Annotated in this window: 16 protein-coding genes and 1 CRISPR repeat array; of the genes, 4 read left to right on the top strand and 12 right to left on the bottom strand. The window is 69.7% G+C overall.

The features are described from left to right. Positions 1-1,049: 1,049 nt before the first annotated feature. On the bottom strand, positions 1,050-1,913 hold the full coding sequence (locus IQ251_RS12680; protein WP_193928734.1) for a DEAD/DEAH box helicase: 864 nt from the start codon (positions 1,911-1,913) through the stop codon (positions 1,050-1,052). 28 nt (positions 1,914-1,941) lie between these two features. Between IQ251_RS12680 and IQ251_RS12675 the strand changes: the two genes are divergently transcribed. Together IQ251_RS12675 and IQ251_RS12670 are read left to right on the top strand one after the other, a co-directional pair. Beyond that, positions 1,942-2,316 (top strand): hypothetical protein, encoded by a 375-nt coding sequence (locus IQ251_RS12675; RefSeq protein ID WP_193928733.1) that lies wholly within the window; start codon positions 1,942-1,944, stop codon positions 2,314-2,316. 281 nt (positions 2,317-2,597) lie between these two features. Next, positions 2,598-3,077: a CRISPR direct-repeat array (repeat unit 36 nt; unit sequence GCCGCAATGGGGACCGGCTCGGGGAGCCGGTGAGAC). 757 nt (positions 3,078-3,834) lie between these two features. After that, the gene (locus tag IQ251_RS12670) at positions 3,835-5,061 is read left to right on the top strand and encodes a hypothetical protein (protein WP_193928732.1); all 1,227 of its coding nucleotides are present in this window, start codon (positions 3,835-3,837) and stop codon (positions 5,059-5,061) included. Here IQ251_RS12670 and IQ251_RS12665 read toward each other — a convergent pair. The 9 genes from IQ251_RS12665 to IQ251_RS12625 form a co-directional block, all read right to left on the bottom strand. Continuing rightward, complete coding sequence (locus IQ251_RS12665; protein ID WP_193928731.1) at positions 5,045-5,521, bottom strand: hypothetical protein; 477 nt, start codon at positions 5,519-5,521, stop codon at positions 5,045-5,047. The two genes, IQ251_RS12670 and IQ251_RS12665, sit on opposite strands and share 17 nt — an antisense overlap. Beyond that, positions 5,518-6,774: an RAMP superfamily CRISPR-associated protein gene (locus IQ251_RS12660; RefSeq protein ID WP_193928730.1), complete on the bottom strand. Its 1,257-nt coding sequence runs from the start codon at positions 6,772-6,774 to the stop codon at positions 5,518-5,520. Before IQ251_RS12660 ends, IQ251_RS12665 begins: the two co-directional genes overlap by 4 nt. Beyond that, positions 6,759-7,988 (bottom strand): type III-B CRISPR module-associated Cmr3 family protein, encoded by a 1,230-nt coding sequence (locus tag IQ251_RS12655; RefSeq protein WP_193928729.1) that lies wholly within the window; start codon positions 7,986-7,988, stop codon positions 6,759-6,761. The genes IQ251_RS12660 and IQ251_RS12655 overlap by 16 nt, the downstream gene beginning before the upstream one ends. Beyond that, positions 7,985-8,542 (bottom strand): RAMP superfamily CRISPR-associated protein, encoded by a 558-nt coding sequence (locus IQ251_RS12650; RefSeq protein ID WP_193928728.1) that lies wholly within the window; start codon positions 8,540-8,542, stop codon positions 7,985-7,987. Before IQ251_RS12650 ends, IQ251_RS12655 begins: the two co-directional genes overlap by 4 nt. Then, positions 8,539-9,942, bottom strand: a complete 1,404-nt coding sequence (locus tag IQ251_RS12645) for a Cas10/Cmr2 second palm domain-containing protein (protein WP_193928727.1) — start codon at positions 9,940-9,942, stop codon at positions 8,539-8,541. Before IQ251_RS12645 ends, IQ251_RS12650 begins: the two co-directional genes overlap by 4 nt. Continuing rightward, on the bottom strand, positions 9,939-12,002 hold the full coding sequence (locus IQ251_RS12640; protein WP_193928726.1) for a TIGR03986 family type III CRISPR-associated RAMP protein: 2,064 nt from the start codon (positions 12,000-12,002) through the stop codon (positions 9,939-9,941). Before IQ251_RS12640 ends, IQ251_RS12645 begins: the two co-directional genes overlap by 4 nt. Before the next feature lie 1,521 nt (positions 12,003-13,523). Further along, positions 13,524-14,165 (bottom strand): hypothetical protein, encoded by a 642-nt coding sequence (locus IQ251_RS12635; RefSeq protein WP_370591369.1) that lies wholly within the window; start codon positions 14,163-14,165, stop codon positions 13,524-13,526. Next, positions 14,152-15,312, bottom strand: coding sequence for an MAB_1171c family putative transporter (locus IQ251_RS12630; protein WP_193928725.1), 1,161 nt, complete (start codon positions 15,310-15,312; stop codon positions 14,152-14,154). The genes IQ251_RS12635 and IQ251_RS12630 overlap by 14 nt, the downstream gene beginning before the upstream one ends. Before the next feature lie 25 nt (positions 15,313-15,337). Further along, the gene (locus IQ251_RS12625) at positions 15,338-15,877 is read right to left on the bottom strand and encodes a hypothetical protein (RefSeq protein ID WP_193928724.1); all 540 of its coding nucleotides are present in this window, start codon (positions 15,875-15,877) and stop codon (positions 15,338-15,340) included. A gap of 618 nt (positions 15,878-16,495) precedes the next feature. Between IQ251_RS12625 and csb2 the strand changes: the two genes are divergently transcribed. Then, a complete protein-coding gene (gene csb2, locus IQ251_RS12620; RefSeq protein WP_193928723.1) occupies positions 16,496-17,215 on the top strand; it encodes a type I-G CRISPR-associated protein Csb2 in 720 nt (239 codons plus the stop codon). A 1-nt stretch (position 17,216) separates the two neighbouring features. Here csb2 and IQ251_RS12615 read toward each other — a convergent pair whose 3' ends face one another. Further along, a complete protein-coding gene (locus IQ251_RS12615; RefSeq protein ID WP_193928722.1) occupies positions 17,217-18,080 on the bottom strand; it encodes an SAM-dependent methyltransferase in 864 nt (287 codons plus the stop codon). A 416-nt stretch (positions 18,081-18,496) separates the two neighbouring features. On the opposite strand from IQ251_RS12615, the gene IQ251_RS12610 reads away from it, so the two are divergent. Next, a complete protein-coding gene (locus IQ251_RS12610) occupies positions 18,497-19,438 on the top strand; it encodes an esterase/lipase family protein (protein ID WP_370591368.1) in 942 nt (313 codons plus the stop codon). 28 nt (positions 19,439-19,466) lie between these two features. On the opposite strand, the gene IQ251_RS12605 is transcribed toward IQ251_RS12610, so the two are convergent. Then, a complete protein-coding gene (locus tag IQ251_RS12605) occupies positions 19,467-20,897 on the bottom strand; it encodes a rhamnulokinase (protein WP_193928720.1) in 1,431 nt (476 codons plus the stop codon).

Below are 20,897 nucleotides of genomic sequence, written 5' to 3'. Positions count from 1 at the left end.
GTGGTGTACATGGAAAGCTTCCACCGCCCAGGTGCGGAGTTGGCGCGCCCGCGGATCGGCGCCGCAACGAGGACCGGCTCTGGGAGCCGGTGAGACGTGAGACACCCCACCACGCAGGCACACCCCACGATGCATCGCACGCCGCAATGGGGACCGGCTCTGGGAGCCGGTGAGACGGGCCAGCTCCGGGACAACGGGTTCGTTGCGCTGGAGGCCGCAATGGGGACCGGCTCTGGGAGCCGGTGAGACGGGCCAGCTCCGGGACAACGGGTTCGTTGCGCTGGAGGCCGCAATGGGGACCGGCTCTGGGAGCCGGTGAGACGGGCCAGCTCCGGGACAACGGGTTCGTTGCGCTGGAGGCCGCAATGGGGACCGGCTCTGGGAGCCGGTGAGACGGGCCAGCTCCGGGACAACGGGTTCGTTGCGCTGGAGGCCGCAATGGGGACCGGCTCTGGGAGCCGGTGAGACGGGCCAGCTCCGGGACAACGGGTTCGTTGCGCTGGAGGCCGCAATGGGGACCGGCTCTGGGAGCCGGTGAGACCGTTCTCGGTTTTTGGGGCGTCTGACCTGGCGTTTCAAAGATCGTTTCGAGCGGTCCTCGATGGAGATCGCTGCGGGCAGCCTACCTGATCTTGTTCGGCTTCGGTAGAGCTTTGACCTGCGGTGATGGTGTTCGAGCGGTTCCGCCTGGGAGTGGGGGAGCCGAACCGCTCGCGCTGCCGGGCGGACGGGCCGTGCGTCTCGCTCGACAGTCCGGTGAATCGGTTGAGGTGTTGGGCAGGCTGACCTTCTGCCGGCCCGCAGCGGCACGAGAAGCTGGACCGCTGAGCCGGCGGAACCTGCGCCGGGAACCGGTGGGAGAACGCAGCCGAAACGCGGTTGCCGGGACTCGGTTCCCGGATCGTCGAACGCGCTCGTGGGGATCGCTCGGTGCGCACACCTTCGTTGATCTCACCACGCGAACGTGCGGTGGCTGAACGTGGATGGCGGGTGCGAGCGGTCCGGGCGCGGTGGATCGCCATCGGGCCGCTCGCGGAGTGGCGCGGCGGTCAACCGGCGTCCGTCGGCGGTGGGCGATGACGCAACCCGAGGGCCACCCGTGGCGCGTAGACGGTGGGCACGTGGATCGTCTCGCACAGCGAGATGGCATCCGCCAGTTCGGTGGGGCCGACCTCGCTGTCGGGCTGGTCGAGCACGTCGACGGATTCCAGGTGCGGATCGTCCGACCCCAACAACTCGTAGCGCGGCATACGCGGTTCCTGCGGTCCTTCCGCGCGCTGCTCCTCATCGGACGGTTCGTCGTCGGCGAGCGGGATCGCGTCCTGGATGGCCGACACGAACGCTGCGCGCAGCACCGGGTGGTCGGGGATGAGGATCTTCGCCGGAAGCACCTTGCCGGACGAGCGTTCCGTCTCAGTGCGTCGCATGGCACGGGCCATCATCTGCGAGACGAACAACGGGGCCACGATGTTCGTCGCGTAGGCGATCGTGGCCACGTGTGGACAGTCGAAACCCTCCGTCACCATGCGCACCGTCACGATCGCGCAGGACCGCGGTTCTTCGGCCGCGATGCGAAGATTGCTGAGCGCGTATGGCTCCTCGGACGTCACCAGGTAGGCGTACTGGGTGCCCGTGATCCTGTCGAGCGCCCGCGCGGCCCGCCGAGCTGCGATGAGCGTCGGTGCCACGAACAGCAACTTCAACGGCTCAGTGTGATCGATGGCCGACAGCTTGGGATTTGATCGGAACAGGGTTCCGGTCATGTTCAGCACCGCACGTGCGTGGATCTCACCGGACACGACATCGCCGATCATGCGGCGCACCGCGGTGCCCCAACTGGCTTCGGCCGCGACGTGGTGCACCTCGTCGAGCACGACGAGGGTTGCGCGCTGGTTCTGTTGCACAGCGTGCACGCCCGCGGATGACGGGAGGGAGTGGTAGGTGACGACGACACCCGCCAGCCCGGTCGCCTCGATCGACCGCTGGTCGGCTGGGTATCCAGATGAATTCCCAGGAGCGCGAGTTCGGTTTGCCACGGCGGAATTCCACGGGATGCGCAGTCCCAGAGCTTACTTCGACCACATCGCATACGGCCGTCATGCAGAGCTCGGTGGAATGCAGCTGTGCGGACCGGGCCGGCCAATCGACGTTGGTGAGGCGATGACTGGGTCGTTTCCGCGTGCCGGGCAGGTCGACGACTGCGTGGACGTGCCGACCCAGCCGGATCTCGTCGTTATCCGCCGCATGTCCGTCGGCATATTCGAGGTGGAACAGCCGGGGACAATACGTCAGATCGCTGAGCGCGCGGGCGCCTAATGGTGCTTGTGGATCCATGGGCTGACCTCCCCATGGAGTAGTGGGTCTTGCCCCCTATGGTGCGCCTCCCGGCGTGGCATGTGGGTTCGCTCGATAGGGCCACGTTGGTAAACCGGTGCGCGTGATCGGCCCATGGCAAAGAGCGCGTGGCATCGGACTGCTGCTGGCTCGTCGATGATCTCGGGCGAACGCTCCGATCCGAACGCCGGCCGAGAAGACGGCCGCCCCGGAGCGCTGCCGGGACAGGATTCGATGCACGTGCCGTTCCGGGTCGTCTACGTACCGCAATGGGGACCGGCTCGGGGAGCCGGTGAGACCGGAACCGACGGTTGGGGCAAATACCCGGAGGCCATGCTGCCGCAATGGGGACCGGCTCGGGGAGCCGGTGAGACGGGGGCTGGGATCGGTGTGTGCCAGCCCGTGCCGGGTGCCGCAATGGGGACCGGCTCGGGGAGCCGGTGAGACGCGGTCGGCGTGCGCGACACGAAGAACCGGTCGGCCGGGGCCGCAATGGGGACCGGCTCGGGGAGCCGGTGAGACCGCGGTGGCCGCAGCAGCGCCGCCTGCACGTCTACGTGAGCCGCAATGGGGACCGGCTCGGGGAGCCGGTGAGACATGGAATGCCGCGAGATGCTCGTCGCCGAGCCGACGCCGCAATGGGGACCGGCTCGGGGAGCCGGTGAGACCAAGGCCACGGGCACGGTGTACGGAGCGAGCTGGGCGATGCCGCAATGGGGACCGGCTCGGGGAGCCGGTGAGACCGTTCTCGGTTTTCGGGGTGTGTGACCTGGGGTTTCAAAGATCGTTGCGAGCGGTTGCTCGTGGAGATCGCTGCGGGCAGCCTACCTGATCTTGTTTGGCTTCGGTAGAGCTTTGACCTGCGGTGATGGTGTTCGAGCGGTTCCGCCTGGGAGTGGGGGAGCCGAACCGCTCGCGCGTCGCTGCTGGAGCGGTCCGGGTTTCCCTTCGCCCGACCGGACAGTGATCCGGTGGGTTTGAGCAGGGCCGGTCTTCGGATGCTGATCCGCAGCGGAACAAGAAGCGCGGGTCCGTGTCGCCGCATTGGTGACCGGCTCGGGGAGCCGGTGAGATGGCGGTTCTTGGGGTTGTTGATCTGGGGTTTCAAAGATCGTTGCGAGCGGTTGGGTCTTGGAGGTCGTTCCGTAGCTGGTTGTTGATCCTATTGCCCTGCTGCACCTATCTTGACCAGGGGTGATGGTGTTCGAGCGGTTCGTGCCTGCGGGGTGTGCGCCGCTCGCATGGTTGCCCGGGGAGCGGGACGTCCGCCTTGCGAGTCGTCTTCGCCGGAGCTCAGGACCTGTTGGTCGGTGACGCGCCGCGATGTTTGGCGGAGTGTTCAACCAGCGGGGGAGCAGCACGAGCGGGTCGGGGTCGTGCCGTGGGACGCACGCGAGCGGGATCTGTCGGATCCGGATCGTCGTCGGGTGGAGGTTCCACGCGTCCGGTGGGCGTGATCGAATCGTGGGGCAGCTCGGACGAACGTCGTGGAGGAGAACGGTGCGGTTCCTGCGGTCGGTGTGGCGGTCGGTAGGCGGCTATGTGCGGGTTCTCCGGCAGCGGCCGGTGATCGCGGCCGATTTCGCCATCGTCGTCTGCGCGGCGGTGATCACCGCATGCCTGTCGCTCTTGGTCGAGGACGTGTTGCCCGCGGAAGGCGATGCGCGCCAGTTCGTCCTGTCGCGGTGGCTGGTGTTCGGCGGCGCGTTCTTGGCCCTGCTCGTGTTCCTGATCGTGCGGTCGAGGCTGCGGGAGACGAGGGGAACCCTGTTCTACGTGCAGGTTCTGGACGAAGGTATGAGGAACACGCATCACGACGCGGTCCGAGCGGCAACGCGCACGCGGATGGGAACGCGGTCGCTGACCCGGTGGGTCGATATGCGGACCACCGCTGACGACAGCGTGCTCGACCTGGTGGAAACCAGCGAAGCGGTGGGCAGGGATCTGGAGGACGCGATCAACAGTGATCGCGAGGACACCGGGTACGCGCTCGCATCGAACCTCTTCTGGTTCATGGGGTTGTCCGTCGGAGCGGCACTCCCGCACGACAAGGGAATCGTGCTGGTTGAGCTGTTGCCACAGCCGAAACGACCTGCTGCAAACGGAGAAACTCCCGCGGGGAATCGGATCACCCGACGACTGCGCCGCAAACGGAGGCGTGGGAGCGAAAGTGTCCCGACGGAGACATCGTTCCCACTTGAATCGGGAGAGGGCACGGGCGCGATCCAGCGTGCGGAGAAGCCGCTGGCCAACCCGACCGGGGATCGGGTCGGCATCTGGGTGGCGCTCACCAAGGCCGCGGGCAAATTCTCCGTCGACAAGTTCGAGCAGTTCGGGGTCAGCACAGTGCACCAGGTGACCTACAACGGCGTGCTCCCCGGCCTCGATGCCCCCGCACCGGACTACTCCGCCGCGGACATGAGCCTCATGGGTCGGGATATCGCCGAGGCTCTCGCCGCGATCAAAACAGACAGCGGCGATCGGGAACTCGTGGTGGTGGCGATGATGCCCAAGGCGGTGGCGCTGAGCGCGGGGTGGCACCTGGCGCAGCGAGCGGTGCCGTTCTTCCGGGGCACATACCTGATGCATTGCGACACGGTTCATCGGAACGCGGAGTACGTCCCGGCGCGCGTGCGCGCATCCCAGCCGACCGGTGTCCCGAGTCGGATGCACGCCGCCCACCGCGAATCCGAGCCCGGTGCGGCCGTCGTCAACGGCGAGGTGTGACCGCGGACGTGCGCAGGTCGCGCAGGTGCTGCAGCGCCTGCGGCAGCGATGCGATCGCACCGAGGAACGGTGCGGCGGACGGACACTCGATCTGCAGCTGGAGGGACTCCTCCGGGGTGGCTTTCTGTGCTGCCACCCGCGAGTCGCCCTTCTGCCAGTGCAGCACCGTGTCCACTCGCGGCGGTGCAACGGAGGTCGGCGTCCACCCCGGACCCGTGTCGAGCGGGTCGGTGCTGAGGAGGGCCGCCCACCAGTGCGGGACGTCGAGCCGGGCGCGCAGCCAGCGGCCGGTGGTCCAGGCCCAGAGGTGGGTCGCGTTGGGCGCGCCGACGGGCATGGCTTCCCAGTGGAAGCCCGTGTTGTCCGCCCACGCCGCGGTCCAGTCGCTGGTGAGGGCGTGCAGGTCGGCCCAGTCGTCGTGTGCGCGTCGGCCGCTGCCAAACAAGATCCAGTCGGTCATGCTGCTTCCCGGGTGAGGTGGGTGGCCAGGCGGGAAATCGGTTCGGCGGGCTGCGACCGCTCGGCGACGATGCGGACCGTGCCCTGCCCGGCCGTGGTCCGGGCGCCGATGCCGATGAGGCCGGCGTCCAGATCCGCCAGCGCGGCCTTCAGCAACAGGCGTTCGTGCTCGGCGATATTCGGTTCCAGCGCGTCGATGCGCAGTGTGAAGCGGCCCGCGGTGATGACTTCGTCCGCGTAGAGCAGCGCGGTCGCCGCGCCGCCGGTCACCCGGTCGATCGCCACGTGCTGGCGCTGTTCGACCACCGCATCGGTGACAGCGGCGTCGTGCACCGCGATCTTGCTGCGTTGCGCGGTGCGGTTCTTGCCCGTGTAGCCGAAAAGGCGGCACGGCACGCACTCCCCGCACCGCTCGTCCGCGCACAGCTCGACACCGAGGACCCGGCAGATGTAGGCGGAGCGGGACCGCAGCACGCCCTTCAGACTCGAACCCGGCACGATCGGCGTCCCGGCATCGTCGCGGACCATCGCGCCGTACGTGCCCAGCGCGTCCTCGGCCAGTGTTCCCGTTCCGACGTGCAGGGCGTCGACGATGGCCAGGTCGACATCGAGCAGCGCTTCCGGCCGGTCGTCGTCCGCGACGGGTTCCGGTGCCGGGTAGTCAGCGGGGGAGGCCAGCTGCAGCCACGCGTGCAGCCCTTCGGTGGTGCCGAGGTCGTACACCTGGTAGCCGAATCCGGCGACGCGGCACTGACCGGCGCCGCTGCTCACACCGCGCCCGAGCTGCGGCCGCCACCGGCGGAGCCGATCGAGCACGGTGGACAACCGATCGTCGGGATCGTCCCATCGCAGGTGCACGTCGAACTGTGTTCCCGCGGGCAGCTGCTCGATGGTGTGCAGGGTGTAGGTGTCGGCGGCGCCGCGCTCGCGGTTGATGGCGGTGCGGGTGCGCCGCTGCACCTCGCCCGCGCCGCGCCAGATCGTGCCGAGAACCTGGATCGGGGAGGCGGTGCGCCCCTGATCGCCGGGGTTGCTGCCGAACAGCCGACCGCGCTGCTCGTCGGCGGCGAGTGCGGGATCGGTAGCGCAATAGGCGCGGAGATTGCCCGCCACGCTGGTGCCGGGCAGGTGCGGCCGCCCGGTGGTGTCCCGGCGGATCGGCAACGTCTGGTTGGGACCGTTCCCGGTTTCCGCGGCCGCGACACCGCCCGCGGTCTCCATGTGCAGCCGGAGCGTGATCAGCGCGGTTTGCACAAGTTCTCCAACGTGGTGAGCAGGTTTTCGTAGGTCGCGGCGTCCGGGATTTCCAGCATGGTGCGCAGGGCATCCTTGACATAGTCGGTGAGCCGATCGGAGCGGAGGTCGTCCTCGAACGGCGTGTTGTCCGGTTGCCCGAGCCGCAAGCTCCAAGTTCGGGCGTGCAGCTTGTCGAGAAGGTCCGCGTCGCCGTTGACCCCGGCGACCTTCCCGACCAGCGCTGCGGGCGGCAGCGGGACGGAGGGCACGTGGAGCGCGCCGAAGCCTTCCCGGCGCCGCAGCCCGACCCCGCGAGCGGTCAGCGAGCGCCGCGCGGCCTCCGCGGGCGGCTCGGCGCACTGCACGCGGAACGTGGAGCCCGGGGCCACGGCGCGTTCCGTCGGCTTCGGCAGCCCGCTGGCTGCGTGCCAGCCGCCCGCCTCTGTCCATCGGATCCAGGGCCGCACATCGATGACCTGCACGCCCAACACCTCGGACAGCTCGTCGAGATCCGGTGTCGCGCGCGGCATCCCGAACTCGTCGACGAAGATCCCGGGCGCGGCCAGCCGGAGGATCACGTCGTTGCCCACCGCCTCCACCGGGTCGGGAACGGCGGTGCGGTCGACCTCGACCGTGGCGCTGCCGCGCAGGCTGCGCCGCGACCCCAGGTACAGCGTGTCCAGCGGAACGTCGGCCGACTCCAGGGCGCGGAGGGCGTCGCCGTGCAACCAGCCGGACAGCCGCATTCCCCCGGTGAGCGCGGTTTCGCTGAACAGGTTGCCGTCCTTCGCCACGCCGTCGGTGCGCAGCGCGCTCATCGTCCGGGAATGCATCGCGACGGGGCCGGCCGGCTGCCCCTTGCTGGCCACCAGCGGATATTTGCACTTCTCGCACATGTCCCCGGCCGCGGTTTCGTCCAGCGCCGCATCCCACCACAGCTTCCGGCACTTGTCGGTGTGCCCGTACTTGTGCACGAACACGGACAGCGGGACCGGGTAGCTCGCCACGCTGTGCAGTGGGCCGAAACTTCCTTGCCCGTCGAAGATCTCGCCGAACTCGCGGGTCCGGGTGATGTCCACCCCCAGCCACTGGATCCAGGCGGCGGCGAGCGCACCGCGCAGCACCGAACCGGGCACGTGGTCGTGGATGTCCCGGCGGAAATCGCTGCGCAGGTTGCGGCCTGCGGCTACCGGCTCGTCGAGCGTGACGACGAGCCGCGCGTACTCGGTCATCGGGTCACTCCCAGCGCGAGGAAGTCCCGGACGGACTGCTGATCGAGGGTGACGTCGGTGCACCTGATGCTCACCCAGCCCAGCCCGCGGCGGCGTTCGGCTCCGAGCGAGCGGGTCGCCTGCCCCGCCACGGCCAGGACGGTTCGATGGTGCGGCAGTTTTTCGGCGGGTATCCCGAGGCGCTGGGTGATGCGGAACGTGGCGCTGCGGGCGCCGATCTGCTCGCTGATCCCGAGCATGTCCGGTGTCGCCGTGTGCGTGCCCGGATCGATGCTCACCCGGGCGGCCGGCTGCGGCGCATGCCAACTGCCGTCGTCCGGCTCCGCGTTGGTCCACCGCCACGGGCATTCGACACCGGGCGCGCCGAAGACCTCGTTCACGATCTGCGCGTCACCGAGCAGTTGCGTGGCGGTCGCGCGGAGCAGACCTTTCAGGCTCGTGTTCGGCAGCGGGTTCTCGGTGTCCACTCCCGCGTCGAGTCCGGGTTTCGCGTGCCCGGTGGACACCCGGAACGGCGTGTGGAACGTGATCTGGAAATGCAGCGCGGACCTCACCGCGCATCCCCCCTCCACCAGCGGACCATGCCCAGTTCGTTCGCCAGGTTCAACGGGTTCTCCCGGTTCAGCAGGTCGGTGACCTGCCGATGCACGACCTCCGTGAGACCGAGCCGCTTGATCTGGTCGGCTAGGCGTTGCCCGTCCTCGGTTCGCGCGATCGCGGCTAGGTTCTTCCTCGTGGACTGCGGCAGCCCGGCCAGCGCGTTGAGCTCGGCCCAGTGCGCTCCGACCTGGTCCAGCCGAATGCTGGGCCTGCCGGACGGTTGTGGTCCTTCGTGCGTGCGGTCGTGCCAGGCCAGCGCGGGCGCGCTCCCGAAGTGTTCCTTCTTGGCCGCGGACAGGAGCTCGTCGGCGAGGTCGGCATTGGCGGACAGCGGATGCGTGTAGTGGTGGAACGCGATCGCCGCCGAGATGCTGGGTGCCGGGACCTTCGTCAGCCCCGCCGCGGTCAGGGATTCGGTGAGGTAGTTGCTGAAACCGCGTTGCAGCTCCACCACGAATGTCCAGGCCCGGTGCGCGGGCAGGCTCAGCAGCACGTCGTCCCCGCCCACCAGGTGCGCGATCACCGGCAGGATGTCCGCGTCGGGGTCGGTGGCCGCCTGCAGTCCGTCGAGCAGCGCGGACCAGGTGGCGTGCTGGATCGCGCCGGGCAGGTCGAAGTCCAGCCGAGCGTCCTTGCGCAGCGCCCGGTGTGTCTCGTACCGGAACTGGCCGATGGCGTTTCCGTCGGCGTGGATCGTCGCGAGGTGGGTGGCATCGTCGGTTTCGCCGAGCCGGGCGAGCTCGGGAAAGTCGTCCGGAACCCGCATCGGACGGTCGGGGAAGCGCTCGGTCCAGCGGTCCAACAGGTCCCGCTCGGTGCCGGGTTGCAGATCGGCGTGCCCGCTGGTGGCGTAACCGGCGTGCGCGGTGCGCTGCCGGCAGTCGATGCACAGCGCCTTTTTGCCGTCGGAACCGACCGGAACCTGCTCGTTCGCCGACCACTCGGCGCACCAGTCGCACCGCTTGCCCAGTGGCCATTCCGCGGTGGGCGCGGGCCATTCGGTGCGCACCGGTGTCCGCAGCTGCGCGTCGAGCCAGCTCGTCCCGCTGCGCCGCTTCGATTCGAACGAGGCCGCCGGCATCAGGGCCCGCAGATGGGCCACGAGCTGCTTTTCCAGCTGCGCGATGCGCTCCTCGTCGTCGGTGTTCAGCCGCAGCGGGATCACGCCGTCGATCTGACCGGCTTCGGTGCAGCGCTCGGCCACCTCTTCCCACCCGACCAGCAACGGCGCCACTTCTCCCGCAGCGGTGGCCTTGCGGATCAAGGTCGAGGCGCCGCGGCGTCCGCGCAGGTGCGGGGCACGGCTGAGCCAGCGCTGGATCCGCACCACGGCGATGTCCAGGAAGTCGGTCATCGACCGTGCCCTCCATTCGGCTTGTTCGAGCCGTTCGGCCGGTGGGGAACGCCCGGTGGCTGCGACCGCGACACTGTCCTGGGGTTGGCTTTCGGGGTGTAGCGCAGGGTTTGGTCCTCGGAAGTCGCCTCGGGCAGCGGGATCAACGGATGACCGGTTCGCGGGCCGCGCTTCTTTGTCTTCGCCTGCTCGCCGCTGGTCTGCTTCCAGAACTCGAAACCGTCGTCGTACTCCTTCGTGCCGCGCGTCGCCCGGGACGCGCCGGGCGGATACCAGACCGCGTCCGGGTCCACGGCTTTCGGATCGAGCGCGCTGGTCAGCGCCGGCCAGGTCTCGTGCACGGCGGGCAGCTCGCGCTGCACCCACTCCTGGAACACGCCGGTGAAGTGCGCGATGTCCAGCGATACGTCGGTACCGCCGCCGTATCGGGCGCCGGACCGCCACACGGCGCTGGCGGCGGTGTCGACCGCGAGCGTGCACGACCCGAAACCGAGTGGCCGACCACCGCCGATGTGCTGCCACACCTGCTCGTTCAGCAGCTCGCCGGGCTGCAGCGTCGCCAGCAGACTGCCCAGCTGCACCTCGTCGAGATCGGTGAACGAAATCGTCATGGTCAGCTCGGTACCGCGAGGGATCGCGACGGCCCTGCGCGCCAGCTGCGATTCTTTCTGGTGCTCGCGCGCCTGCCCGCGGGCGGGGAGGCGCTCCTCGCCGAGCTCGGTGTGCCAGTACTTCTTGCGCCCACGCAGCTTGCGGGGCTTTTCGCCGCGATCAGCACTCGATCCCCATTCGCGCAGGGGCGGATCGCCGACGTTGCCGACGGCGTCGGGTTGGTTGACCAGGTAGAACTGGCCGGCTCCCGGGTTCGGGGATCCGAGTGGTGCGAGTTCGAACGCGAGCTCGGGGACCTCGCCGTCCGCGAGGGCATCGCCGAACCGGATGTGTCCCGCGTAGGACCGCTGTTCGGCCTTCTGCTGCTCGGTGGTTCGGTCCGCGGCCGGTGTGCCCCGCGGTGTGGCCTCGGTGTCCGCGGAGCCGAACATCCGGCAACTCGGGCACAGCTCCCTGTCATTCCGGCAGGGACCGAATTTCGCCGGTATCCGACCGCCGCTCGGGGTGTCGCCGCCGCGGTGCCGCCATAACATCCCGTGCTGCACCGAGATGATCCGGCCACCGGCGATGCGCACCCACATCGGTTGCCCGCGCCGCAGGTGCTTCGTGACCCGGTAGCGGCGTCCGAGGGTGACGCGCTCTCCATCCGGTTTGTTGGCGCGGTGCGGATGTTCGACCGGGAGGTAGTGCTCGTCCGCGCCCTGGGCGATGCTCTGCTCGCGCAGTTCATCGGCATCGTCAGCCTCCGCCAAGTACCGTTCCCAGCCCGCCGCGCTGACCTGCATGGTCTCCGAGGTGAGTTTGCGGACGTGCGCGCGGTACTCCGCGGAGGGTTGGCGGGCCCGGCTCTCGCTGAGCAGCACCATCCAGGCTCCTTCAGCGTTGTGCTCGGCCGTGTCCGGCTTGCCGTCCTCGTCGAACGTGATGTCCAGCCGAGCGCCCGAGGTGAGCGGAACCTGCCCCTGGTTCAGGGATTCCAACTGCTTCTGGCTGAGCCGGTGCGTCGCGGGTGTGCCGGATTCGCACAGCTGCAGCACCGGTGGCTGGTCCGCGCCCGCGTGCTCGTGCACCACGGCCATGCGCAGCTCGCCGGGCGGGGACGAACTCGCCGCATCGCGGTAGGTCGGCAGGAAATCCGGATCGAAGATGCGCAGGCAACTCCCGGTCAGCGTCTCGTGCAGCGAACGCAGTGCACCCTTCCAGGAAGACCCGGGAATCAACACCGTCCCGTCCGGACGCCGCGGCAAGCGGGGCTCGGCATCGCCAGCCTGCCGGGAAATATCGCGCACCAGCAGCGGAGTCTGCGCGGTGACGCGCACCTGCAGCGTCCCGGACAGCAGGTCGGGATGACCGAGATGCCCGTGCGGTGCGCAGCGCTGCGGCGGAGATTCCGGGAAGGGAACGAAGGTATACGGGTTCACGAACTCGACTTCGCCTGTTCCGCTCACGCACCGCCTCCCAGCAGGCTCTCCCGACGACCGACCGCACCGATCGGTGCGCGACCACTGGACGTTAACGCACGACCGCGGACGGTGAGGCCGGTTCCGACGAAGAAGATCAATTGGGCGAGAGCGCTCACCGCTGGTGAGCGGGCCAGACGTCGTACGTGTGGTGATCATCACGACGTCGGCAGGCATGCCTTGGCCGCGAAGGCAAGCGAGCGGGGATGGGGATGGGCTCGGGGCCGATGAGGCACGACACCGGTGCTGACATGCAGTGGTGGGTGGATTAGCCGCAATGAGGACCGGCTCGGGGAGCCGGTGAGACCTGACCGGCTGACCACGCAGGCATCTGACCTCGAAGCCCCACTGAGGACCGGCTCGGGGCGCCGCTGAGACCACAGCAGCCCCGAGAAGGAGACGCCAGGAGCACAAGCCGCAATGAGGACCGGCTCGGGGAGCCGGTGAGACCTGACCGGCTGACCACGCAGGCATCTGACCTCGATGCCGCAATGAGGACCGGCTCGGGGAGCCGGTGAGACCACAGCAGCCCCGAGAAGGAGACGCCATGAGCACAAGCCGCAATGAGGACCGGCTCGGGGAGCCGGTGAGACAGATCCCGAAGCCGACCGGGCACCGGCGGATCACCTCGCCGCAATGAGGACCGGCTCGGGGAGCCGGTGAGACCACAGCAGCCCCGAGACGGAGACGCCATGAGCACAAGCCGCAAGGAGGACCGGCTCGGGGAGCCGGTGAGACAGATCCCGCCGCCGACCGGGCACCGGCGGATCACCGCGCCGCAATGAGGACCGGCGCGGGGAGCCGGTGAGACCGTTCTCGGTTTTCGGGGCGTCTGACCTGGCGTTTCAAAGATCGTTGCGAGCGGTCCTCGATGGAGATCGCTGCAGGGAGCCTACCTGATCTTGGTCGACTCCGGTAGAGCTTTGACCTGCGGCGATGGTGTTCGAGCGGTTCCGCCTGCGAGTGGGGGAGCCGAACCGCTCGCACGTCCCGGCGTCGAAACGCACTGATGTTTCCGTTCGTCTGACGGGCCGGTGAGTCGGTTGAGGTTGTCGGTGAGACAACGAAGCAGACGTCGATCCGATCGCGGGTGAGCTAGCGCCGCGCTGAGGACCGCTCGGTCGAACCGGAGGGACTGGGGCGGCATCCATGGCCGACAACCCCGAGCACGCCGAGCCGCAATAGAGCCCCTGCACTATGCCCGCGACGAGCCGCAATGAGGACCGGCTTGGGGAGCCGGTGAGACCGTTCTCGGTTTTCGGGGTGGGTGACGTGGGGTTTCAAAGATCGTTGCGAGCGGTTGCCGGTGGAGATCGTTCCGCGTCGGGTGACTGGCGGATGGTTGCCGGAACGCTCGCAGCGGCGACGTGCGTCAGCAGTGGAAGCGGCACTGCGGGCATGAGGGGCCGATGGATCGGATGGGAAGTGCGCACCTACGTGGTGGGAGGTCGCTGCAGCGCCGAGCCACGCCAGGTGCAGATCAGCTCCACCGAAGGCGGCGGGCCGGGATCACAGCACGCCGGACAGGGGTGCGTACAGGCCGCCACCGCTGATCGCGCCGACGATCGCGCCGCCGATGGTTTGCGCAGTCGTGTGGTCGTGGATCTTGACCCGGGACCAGCCGATCGCGGCGACCAGCACGGCCAGCAGCCAGAAGACGGGGGAGTAGGTCGCGGCGAGAATGACGACGGCGCCGCCGGCGACAGCGGTGTGCATCGAGATCTTCCAGCGGCTCGTGATCGCGCCGGTGACGATGAGCGTGCTGATCATGCTGATGTCCAAGGCGATCACCAGCCACGGTGCGCGAGCGAGGATCAGCGCGGCGAGCCCGCCGAGGCTGAAGACGAGCAACGCGACGAAGGGGATCAGCCGTCCCTCGCGGTTGCGGACGTGGTGCCCGTCCCACCGTCCGGTCCGGGCGCCCCACACGATGATGCCCATCGGCAAGATGCTGCTGGTGACCGCGACGAGCAATCCCCAGAGCAGGGTCGGCAGCAGCGCGTGGGTGGCTTGCCAGGCCACGGCCAGCGGCAGCAGCAGCACGATCACCCACGGCGCGAGGACCTCGGTGAGCAGCCGGGCGACGGCTGTGCCGCGGGTGCGCAGCGGTTCGGCCCGGCCCTGGTCGTGCTCGGATTCAGCGCTGGTCACGGAACTCCTGCTCCTCGGTGCGGTGGGCGATGGCCGGTACGCGACAGTACGCACGCGCCACGCGCCGCAACCAAGCGGCCTCGGCGTCCAGGTCGCCCGCTTCGCGCTGCGGTGCCGGCACGGGCGGCTCGGCGACCGGCGGGGTCCGTCCCCGGGCGACGTCGTGCAGCGCGTCCCGGATTTCGACGGCCTCCCAGACGGCTTCCGGATCTCCCGTTCGCGGTGAGGTGCGCTCCTGCGGTGTGCGGTACGGGGCGAGCAGCAGGAGTCCGTCCTCGATCTCGACGACGCGACGGGCCAATCGCCAGGCGATCGCGGTGGACTGGCCGGGGTGGGTGCGGGCGATCTCGGGGAAGGCGGTGTGCAACACCGACCACAGTGGACGAAGTGCCCGGTGGGTGCGGTAGTGCCGCACCCACCGGACGGGGGCGGCGATCACCGGTCCCCACGCCGGCATGGTGACGCCGATGCCGACCAGGGACACGCAGGTCGCGGAGAGGATGGCCGAAGCCAGGGTCTCCCAGCCTCCGGAACCCCCGGCGAGCACGGTCATCGCGGCCAGGACCTTGAGCACGGCCCAACCGATCCCGACGGCGGCACCGGCGCGGACCACGCCGAGTCCGCGGCGCAGCCAGGGCCGCGTCGACAGCCGCGCGTAGTAGGCCATCAACCGGATGAAGTTCGCCAGGCTGTAGGCGACGTATCCGCAGAACACGGTGACGTAGACCGTGATCTGCCACCGGTGGCCGGCCGCCGCCACGAAATCCGGGGCCGAGGGGATTCCCGCACCGAGCAGCAGCCCCGACATCGCCGCCAGCGCTCCGGCGAGGACCACGACCTGGCGGCGTACCGAAGGCCGGGCGTGCTCCGGCGCGTACACCAGGTGCAGCAGCAGCGCGTGCACCGACCACGCGGCGACCATCGCCAGCCCGTTGGCGAGCCACCGGGTGAAGTTGTCGAACGGCTCCACCGGCATCAACAGCTCCACCGTCAGCGGTGCCGCCAACACAGCCGAACACCCCACGGCGGCCACAGCCGCGCAGAGGTAGACCACTCCAGCGGTCGGGTATCGCCGCGCGCGGTAGAGGCGCAGTCCGGCGGACGACACGGCGAGCGCACCGGCGAACCACATCACAACGCTGCCCATGGTCGGAAGTATCCCGCGGCGGGATCTACCGGTCGTCGAAGGCCGCGGCCACCCGGTTGAGCGCCGCCGATGTGCGCGGGTCGAGCGTGCGCCCACGCCGCGTCCGACCACGGCGGCTCTGCCGGGCGATGCGCGCCAGGACCATGGTCGCGATGATCTCGGCCTCGTCCTCTTCTGCCTCGGCCGAGACCCGGCCGAGCAGGTGGGCGAACGCCGCGGGCGCCAGGTGCGGAGCGCGCTGCCGCGCTTCCTCCGCGGACAAGACGCAGCGGCCACGGTGCTCGGAGATCAGGTGCCCGATCTCGTGCAGGATGATGTGGTCCTGGTGCACACCGCTGGTGTTCTCGGTGTAGCCGATGACATCGCGATCACCGCGGCGCTGCCAGAATCCGGTGCTGTCGCCGACGGTCCAGCGCACCGGCACCAGATCGATGTCGCGGCCGCGGTAGCGCTCCAGCCGGTCGCAGAACTCGTTGATGTCCCACGGGGTGGGCAGACCACCGATCGCCCGCAGCAGGCGCTCGACCCGGGATTCGCACCGCGCGCGAAGGCAGTCCCTTTCCACGATCGCGCACCCCCTGCGGTCTGTCGGTCACGCAGGGGAAGGCTAGCCGCCGGCATCGCGGTTCACTCCGGGGCCGGGCGCATCGCGTCATGCACCCGCGCTGACCTCGGAGGAACGCGGGGTGGTGTCGATGGGGCGGGCGCTGAGCGCGCCGGCCGCAATGGGGACCGGCTCGGGGAGCCGGTGAGACCATGCCCGTCACGCCTGAACTCAAGCTCCACACTCAGGTGAGCCAGCCGCAATGGGGACCGGCTCGGGGAGCCGGTGAGACCGTTCTCGGTTTTCGGGGTGTGTGACCTGGGGTTTCAAAGATCGTTGCGAGCGGTTGCTCGTGGAGATCGCTGCGGGGAGCTTACCTGATCTTGGTCGACTCCGATAGGGCTTTGACCTGTGGTGATGGTGTTCGAGTGGTTCCGCCTGGGAGTGGGGGAGCCGAACCGCTCGCGTGGCCGGGCCAGTGGGGCCCGTGCGGCGGGTGTGGTGCTTGCCGCCGGTCGGAGCGGTGCGCATGTTCCTCCGCGTGATCGTCGGTGCGGTACGTTGCCGGTCGATCATGCGGCGTCACCGCGGGTGGTGCGCTGCGTCGGGTTTCGTCGTGTCGGGAGGGGAGGGGCGCCGGTGCAGCCGGTAGCCGAGGGCGTGGCCGGGTTGACCGAGCGGCTCGTGAGTTTCCGCTTCCCGGGCGGGATCCGGGTGGACGCCGACCGGTTCGGTGTGGTCGCCAGCAGCTTGCGGCACGCGGTGATGCAGCGGGTACCGGATCCGCTGCCGCCCGAGGTGTCCGGGCACGGGGCGCAGGACCGCCCGCACGTCGCGTACCTGCCGCTGCCGGACGTCGGGCACGCGCACGCCCGCGGGGACATCACCGGTGTCGCGGTGCTGTGCCCGGCGGACCGCACGGATCTGGGGCGGGTGATCCACCGGGCTCTCACGTCCTCGCCGGCGTTCGAGCTGCAGTTCTCCGGTGCGAGTCTCCGGCTGCGCGCCGAATCGGAGGTGGGTTCTACGGCGCGGGCGCTGGTCGGGCCCGCTCGAACCTGGGCGACGACGGCGCCGCTCGTGCTGGACCGCTTCCCCGGCAAGGGGAACGAGGGCGCGGAGATCCGCCGCGCGTGCGTGCGCAGCGGGTTTCCCGAACCGGATGAGGTTGGCACCGCGAGCGATTCCTTTCTCCGCGGCGGGATCCGGTTGCGGCGGAACGACTTCCCGCGCCGGGAGCAGCCGCCGCGCCCGTTCTGCCACGTGCGACTCCGCTTCCCGGAGCCGGTGCACGGCCCGGTGCTGCTCGGCGCGCAACGCTACTTCGGCATGGGGCTGTTCATTCCGGCCGACACATGAGTCAGTCCGGGACGCGGCCGACTGCGGCGAAGCACACGGCGCGTTCCGGGTGGTCTTCGGTGGTGACCGGGCGGTCTGGGCGCCATTGCGGGGTGTAGGTCACGCCCGGGTCGACCAGGTCGAATCCGTCCAACAGCGCCAGGAATTCCGCGCGGGTACGGGCGACGAAGCCCGGGTTCTGCGTGTGCGCGTAGGAGTTGATGAAGTCCATCGTCTGGCCGCGCACCGGTTCCGGCACGCCGTCGACCGTCGCGTGGCTCAGCGCGAGCAGGCTGCCCGGTGCGAGGGCGTCCCGATAGCGGGCGAGCAGCGCGACCGGGTTCTCCGCATCGGGCACGAAGTGCACCAGCGCGACCATGAGCACGCACACCGGCCGGTCGAAGTCCAGCAGTTCCCGGGTTGCCGCCGCGTGCAGCACCGATTCCGGGAAACGCAGGTCGCCGTGGATGATCGTGGCGCGGTCTTCGTCGCGCAGCATCATCTCGCCCTGGGTGACCGCCACCGGTTCGTTGTCCGCGTAGAGCACCCGGGCGTCCGGCTGGAATTCGCGGGCGACCTCGTGCACCGCGCCGGTGACCGGCAGACCGCAGCCGATGTCCAGGAATTGCGTGATACCGGCGGTTTCCGCCGCGTAGCGCACAGCTTGCCGGAGGAATGTCCGGTTCCGCCGGGCCACGTCCTTGACGTGCGGCAACAGTTCTTCGGCGCGGGCGGCGAACCGCCGATCGACCTCGAAGTTGTGCGCACCGCCGAGGTAGGCGTCGTACACCCGAGCGGCCGACGGCAGGCTCATGTCCACCGCCGGCGGAACCCAACTCGCCCGCGACGGGCGAACGACGCCCGAACCGCCGCTGTTACCAGGCATGATCATGATCCTGCCAGCCTGCGCAGCCCCGCGTACAGCACCCGACGGAGGGGTGGTTCGGTCCAGGTCCGGCCCTGTCCCGCGTTCGCGGGTCAACTCTCTCGGCTCGCCGGGTGGTAGTGCTGCAGGTCGGTGCAGCGGCGCACCAGCGCGCGCAACGACTCCGGGCTGCCGCGCACCGCGTCGGCCGCGCGGGACCAGCGCGTTGCCCACCGCGGTCGCCTCTCCCGGGTCCCGTTCGCTGCAGGCATCGCAGGGGTACGGAATGTGATCTGCGGCACTTTCCCGATCCCGTTCCGGCCCGGCGCGGTTGATCAGGGTGTCGAGGGACGAGCGCGGTGAACAGCCCGTGTCGCCGCCGGCGGCGGAGGACGGTTTCGATGGCTGACCGAAAATCTCACCGGTGGTGCGGCGCGGTGGCGGCGGTAGCCGCGGTGACCGCCGCGACGTCGGTAGCGCCCGCGGTGGCGAGCGAGCAGGAGCGCCATCAGGTGCTGAACTCCGGTCTGGCCTCGCTGCTGAACGCGACCGCGCGGCCGGGTGCCGCACCGGGCGGCGCCAACGACTGGTCGTGCGTCCCGGCGCCGGAGCACCCGGAGCCGGTGGTGTTGGTGCACGGAACCGTCGAGAACATGACCTACAACGGTTACTCGCTCGCACCCCGGCTGGCGAACGAGGGCTACTGCGTGTTCGCGTTCAACTACGGGCAAGGCACCGGTCTCGGCGTCGGCCTGCCGGGCGCGTATCCGACCGGCGGGACGGCGCCGATCGCAGCTTCAGCCGAACAGCTCAGCGGGTTCGTCGACTCGGTGCTCGCCGCGACCGGAGCCGACGAGGTCGACCTCGTCGGGCATTCGCAAGGCGGCATGATGCCGCGCCAGTACCTGAAGTTCCTCGGGGGCGCCGAGAAGGTGGACAAGCTGGTCGGGTTGTCGCCGTCGAACCACGGCACGGACGTCGACGGGCTGGCGTTGTTGCCCGGCGTCCCGCAACTCCTGCAGTCCGGTCTCGGCGATTCGGTGCGCGATCAGATGCACGACTCGGAATTCCTCGCGGAGCTCAACGCGGGCGGTGAGACGGTCCCCGGCGTGGACTACACGGTGATCCAGACGCGCTACGACGAGATTGTCACCCCGCACACCTCGGCGTTCCTGGACGGCCCGAACGTCAACAACATCCTGCTGCAAGACGGCTGCGAAGTGAACGCGACCGACCACCTCGGCATCTCGTTCGATCGCCGCGCCGAGCAGTTCGTCGTCAACGCGCTCGATCCCGAGCACGCGGCGGAGCCGCCGTGCGAGCCGAGCCCACCGATCAACGGTGCGACGAAGGACGCCATGGCCGCCGACCACCGGTAGGGGCGGCACCAGGGCGGGCCGCAGGCGCTCACGCCCGGCCCGTACTCGTGGGGTGGTAGTGCTGCAGGTCGGTGCAGTTCCGCACCAGAGCGCGCAGCGACTCCGGACTCCCGCGCACCGCCCCGGCGGCCCGCGCCTGGACCAGCACGTTGCCCAGCGCGGTCGCCTCGGTCGGGCCGGCGACCACCGGCCGGCCGGTGCGCTGCGCCGTGAGCTCGCACAGCAGCGTGTTCTGCGAACCACCGCCCACCACGTGCAGCACGGACACCGGTTCGCCGGTGAGCTGCTCGACCTGCTCGATCGCCCCCGCGTAGGCGCGGGCCAGGCTTTCCAGGATGCAACGCACGAACTCCCCGCGGGTGCGCGGGATCGGCTGGTCGTGCTCGTGCAGCCACTGCTCGATCCGGGTCGGCATGTCCCCGGGTGGCAGGAACCGGCCGTCGTCGGTGTCGAAGACGCCGACCCGGTCCGGCGGGACCTGCGCCGCTTCGGCCAGCAGGGGTTCCAGCTCGACCGACGGATCGGCGCGCTGCCAGTGCGCCAGCGATTCGGTCAGCAGCCACAGGCCCATCACGTTGCGCAGGTAGCGGATCCGCCCGTCGACGCCGAGTTCGTTGGTGAAGTTCGCGGCCCGTCCGCGTTCGGACAGCACCGGTCTGTCCACCTCGACGCCGACCAGCGACCAGGTTCCGCAGGAGATGTAGGCGAACGAATCCTCCGCGGCGGGCACGGCCGCCACCGCCGAGGCGGTGTCGTGCGAGCCGACCGCCGTCACCGGCAGCGGCCGGTCCCGCCCGAGGTCGGCGGAGATGTCCGGGGAGACGTCACCGATGTGCTCACCCGGATCCACCAGGTCGGCGAACAGGCTCCGGTCCAGCTCCAACCTGTCGAGCAGCTCCGCGGACCAGTCGCCGGTGCGCACGTCCAGCAGCCCCGTCGTCGAGGCGTTGGTGCGTTCGGCGACCTGCCGCCCGGTGAGCCAGTAGGCCAGCAGGTCCGGCAGCAGCAGCACCCGATCGGCCAGCTCCAGCATCCCGGCCCGCCGGTCCGCGGCCAGCTGGAACACCGTGTTGAACGGCAGGTGCTGCAGACCGTTGTGCCGGTACAGCTCGACGGGATCCACCACCTCGTGCACCGCGGCGACCGCATCGGCGGTGCGCTCGTCCCGGTAGTGGTGCGGGATGCCGAGCAGTCGCCCGCCGCGCAGCAACCCGTAGTCCACGGCCCACGAGTCGATGCCGACCGAGGCCAGATCCGGTTCGCGAACCGCCTGCCGCAGCCCCGCGCACAGCTGCCGGTAGAGCTCCAGCACGTTCCAGTGCAGGCCGTCCCGGGTGCGCACCGGTTCGTTCGGGAACCGCGCTGCGGTGCGCAACCGCACCTCGTCGCGGTCGACGTGCCCGAGCATCACCCGCCCGCTGGTCGCGCCGAGATCGACCGCGGCCACCGTCGTGCCCAT

The organism is Saccharopolyspora montiporae, from assembly GCF_015209505.1.
GTDB lineage: Bacteria > Actinomycetota > Actinomycetes > Mycobacteriales > Pseudonocardiaceae > Saccharopolyspora > Saccharopolyspora montiporae.
The sequence above is the reverse complement of the archived record's forward strand: the minus strand, read 5'-3'. Positions and strand labels throughout refer to the sequence as shown.

What these genes read in the sequence shown, in the direction of transcription:
- IQ251_RS12665 (WP_193928731.1), bottom strand. Translation starts at nt 5,521, where the DNA reads ATGACCGACTGGATCTTGTTTGGCAGCGGCCGACGCGCACACGACGAC.
- IQ251_RS12615 (WP_193928722.1), bottom strand. Translation starts at nt 18,080, where the DNA reads ATGCCTGGTAACAGCGGCGGTTCGGGCGTCGTTCGCCCGTCGCGGGCG.
- IQ251_RS12645 (WP_193928727.1), bottom strand. Translation starts at nt 9,942, where the DNA reads ATGACCGACTTCCTGGACATCGCCGTGGTGCGGATCCAGCGCTGGCTC.
- IQ251_RS12655 (WP_193928729.1), bottom strand. Translation starts at nt 7,988, where the DNA reads ATGACCGAGTACGCGCGGCTCGTCGTCACGCTCGACGAGCCGGTAGCC.
- IQ251_RS12605 (WP_193928720.1), bottom strand. Translation starts at nt 20,897, where the DNA reads ATGGGCACGACGGTGGCCGCGGTCGATCTCGGCGCGACCAGCGGGCGG.
- IQ251_RS12630 (WP_193928725.1), bottom strand. Translation starts at nt 15,312, where the DNA reads ATGGGCAGCGTTGTGATGTGGTTCGCCGGTGCGCTCGCCGTGTCGTCC.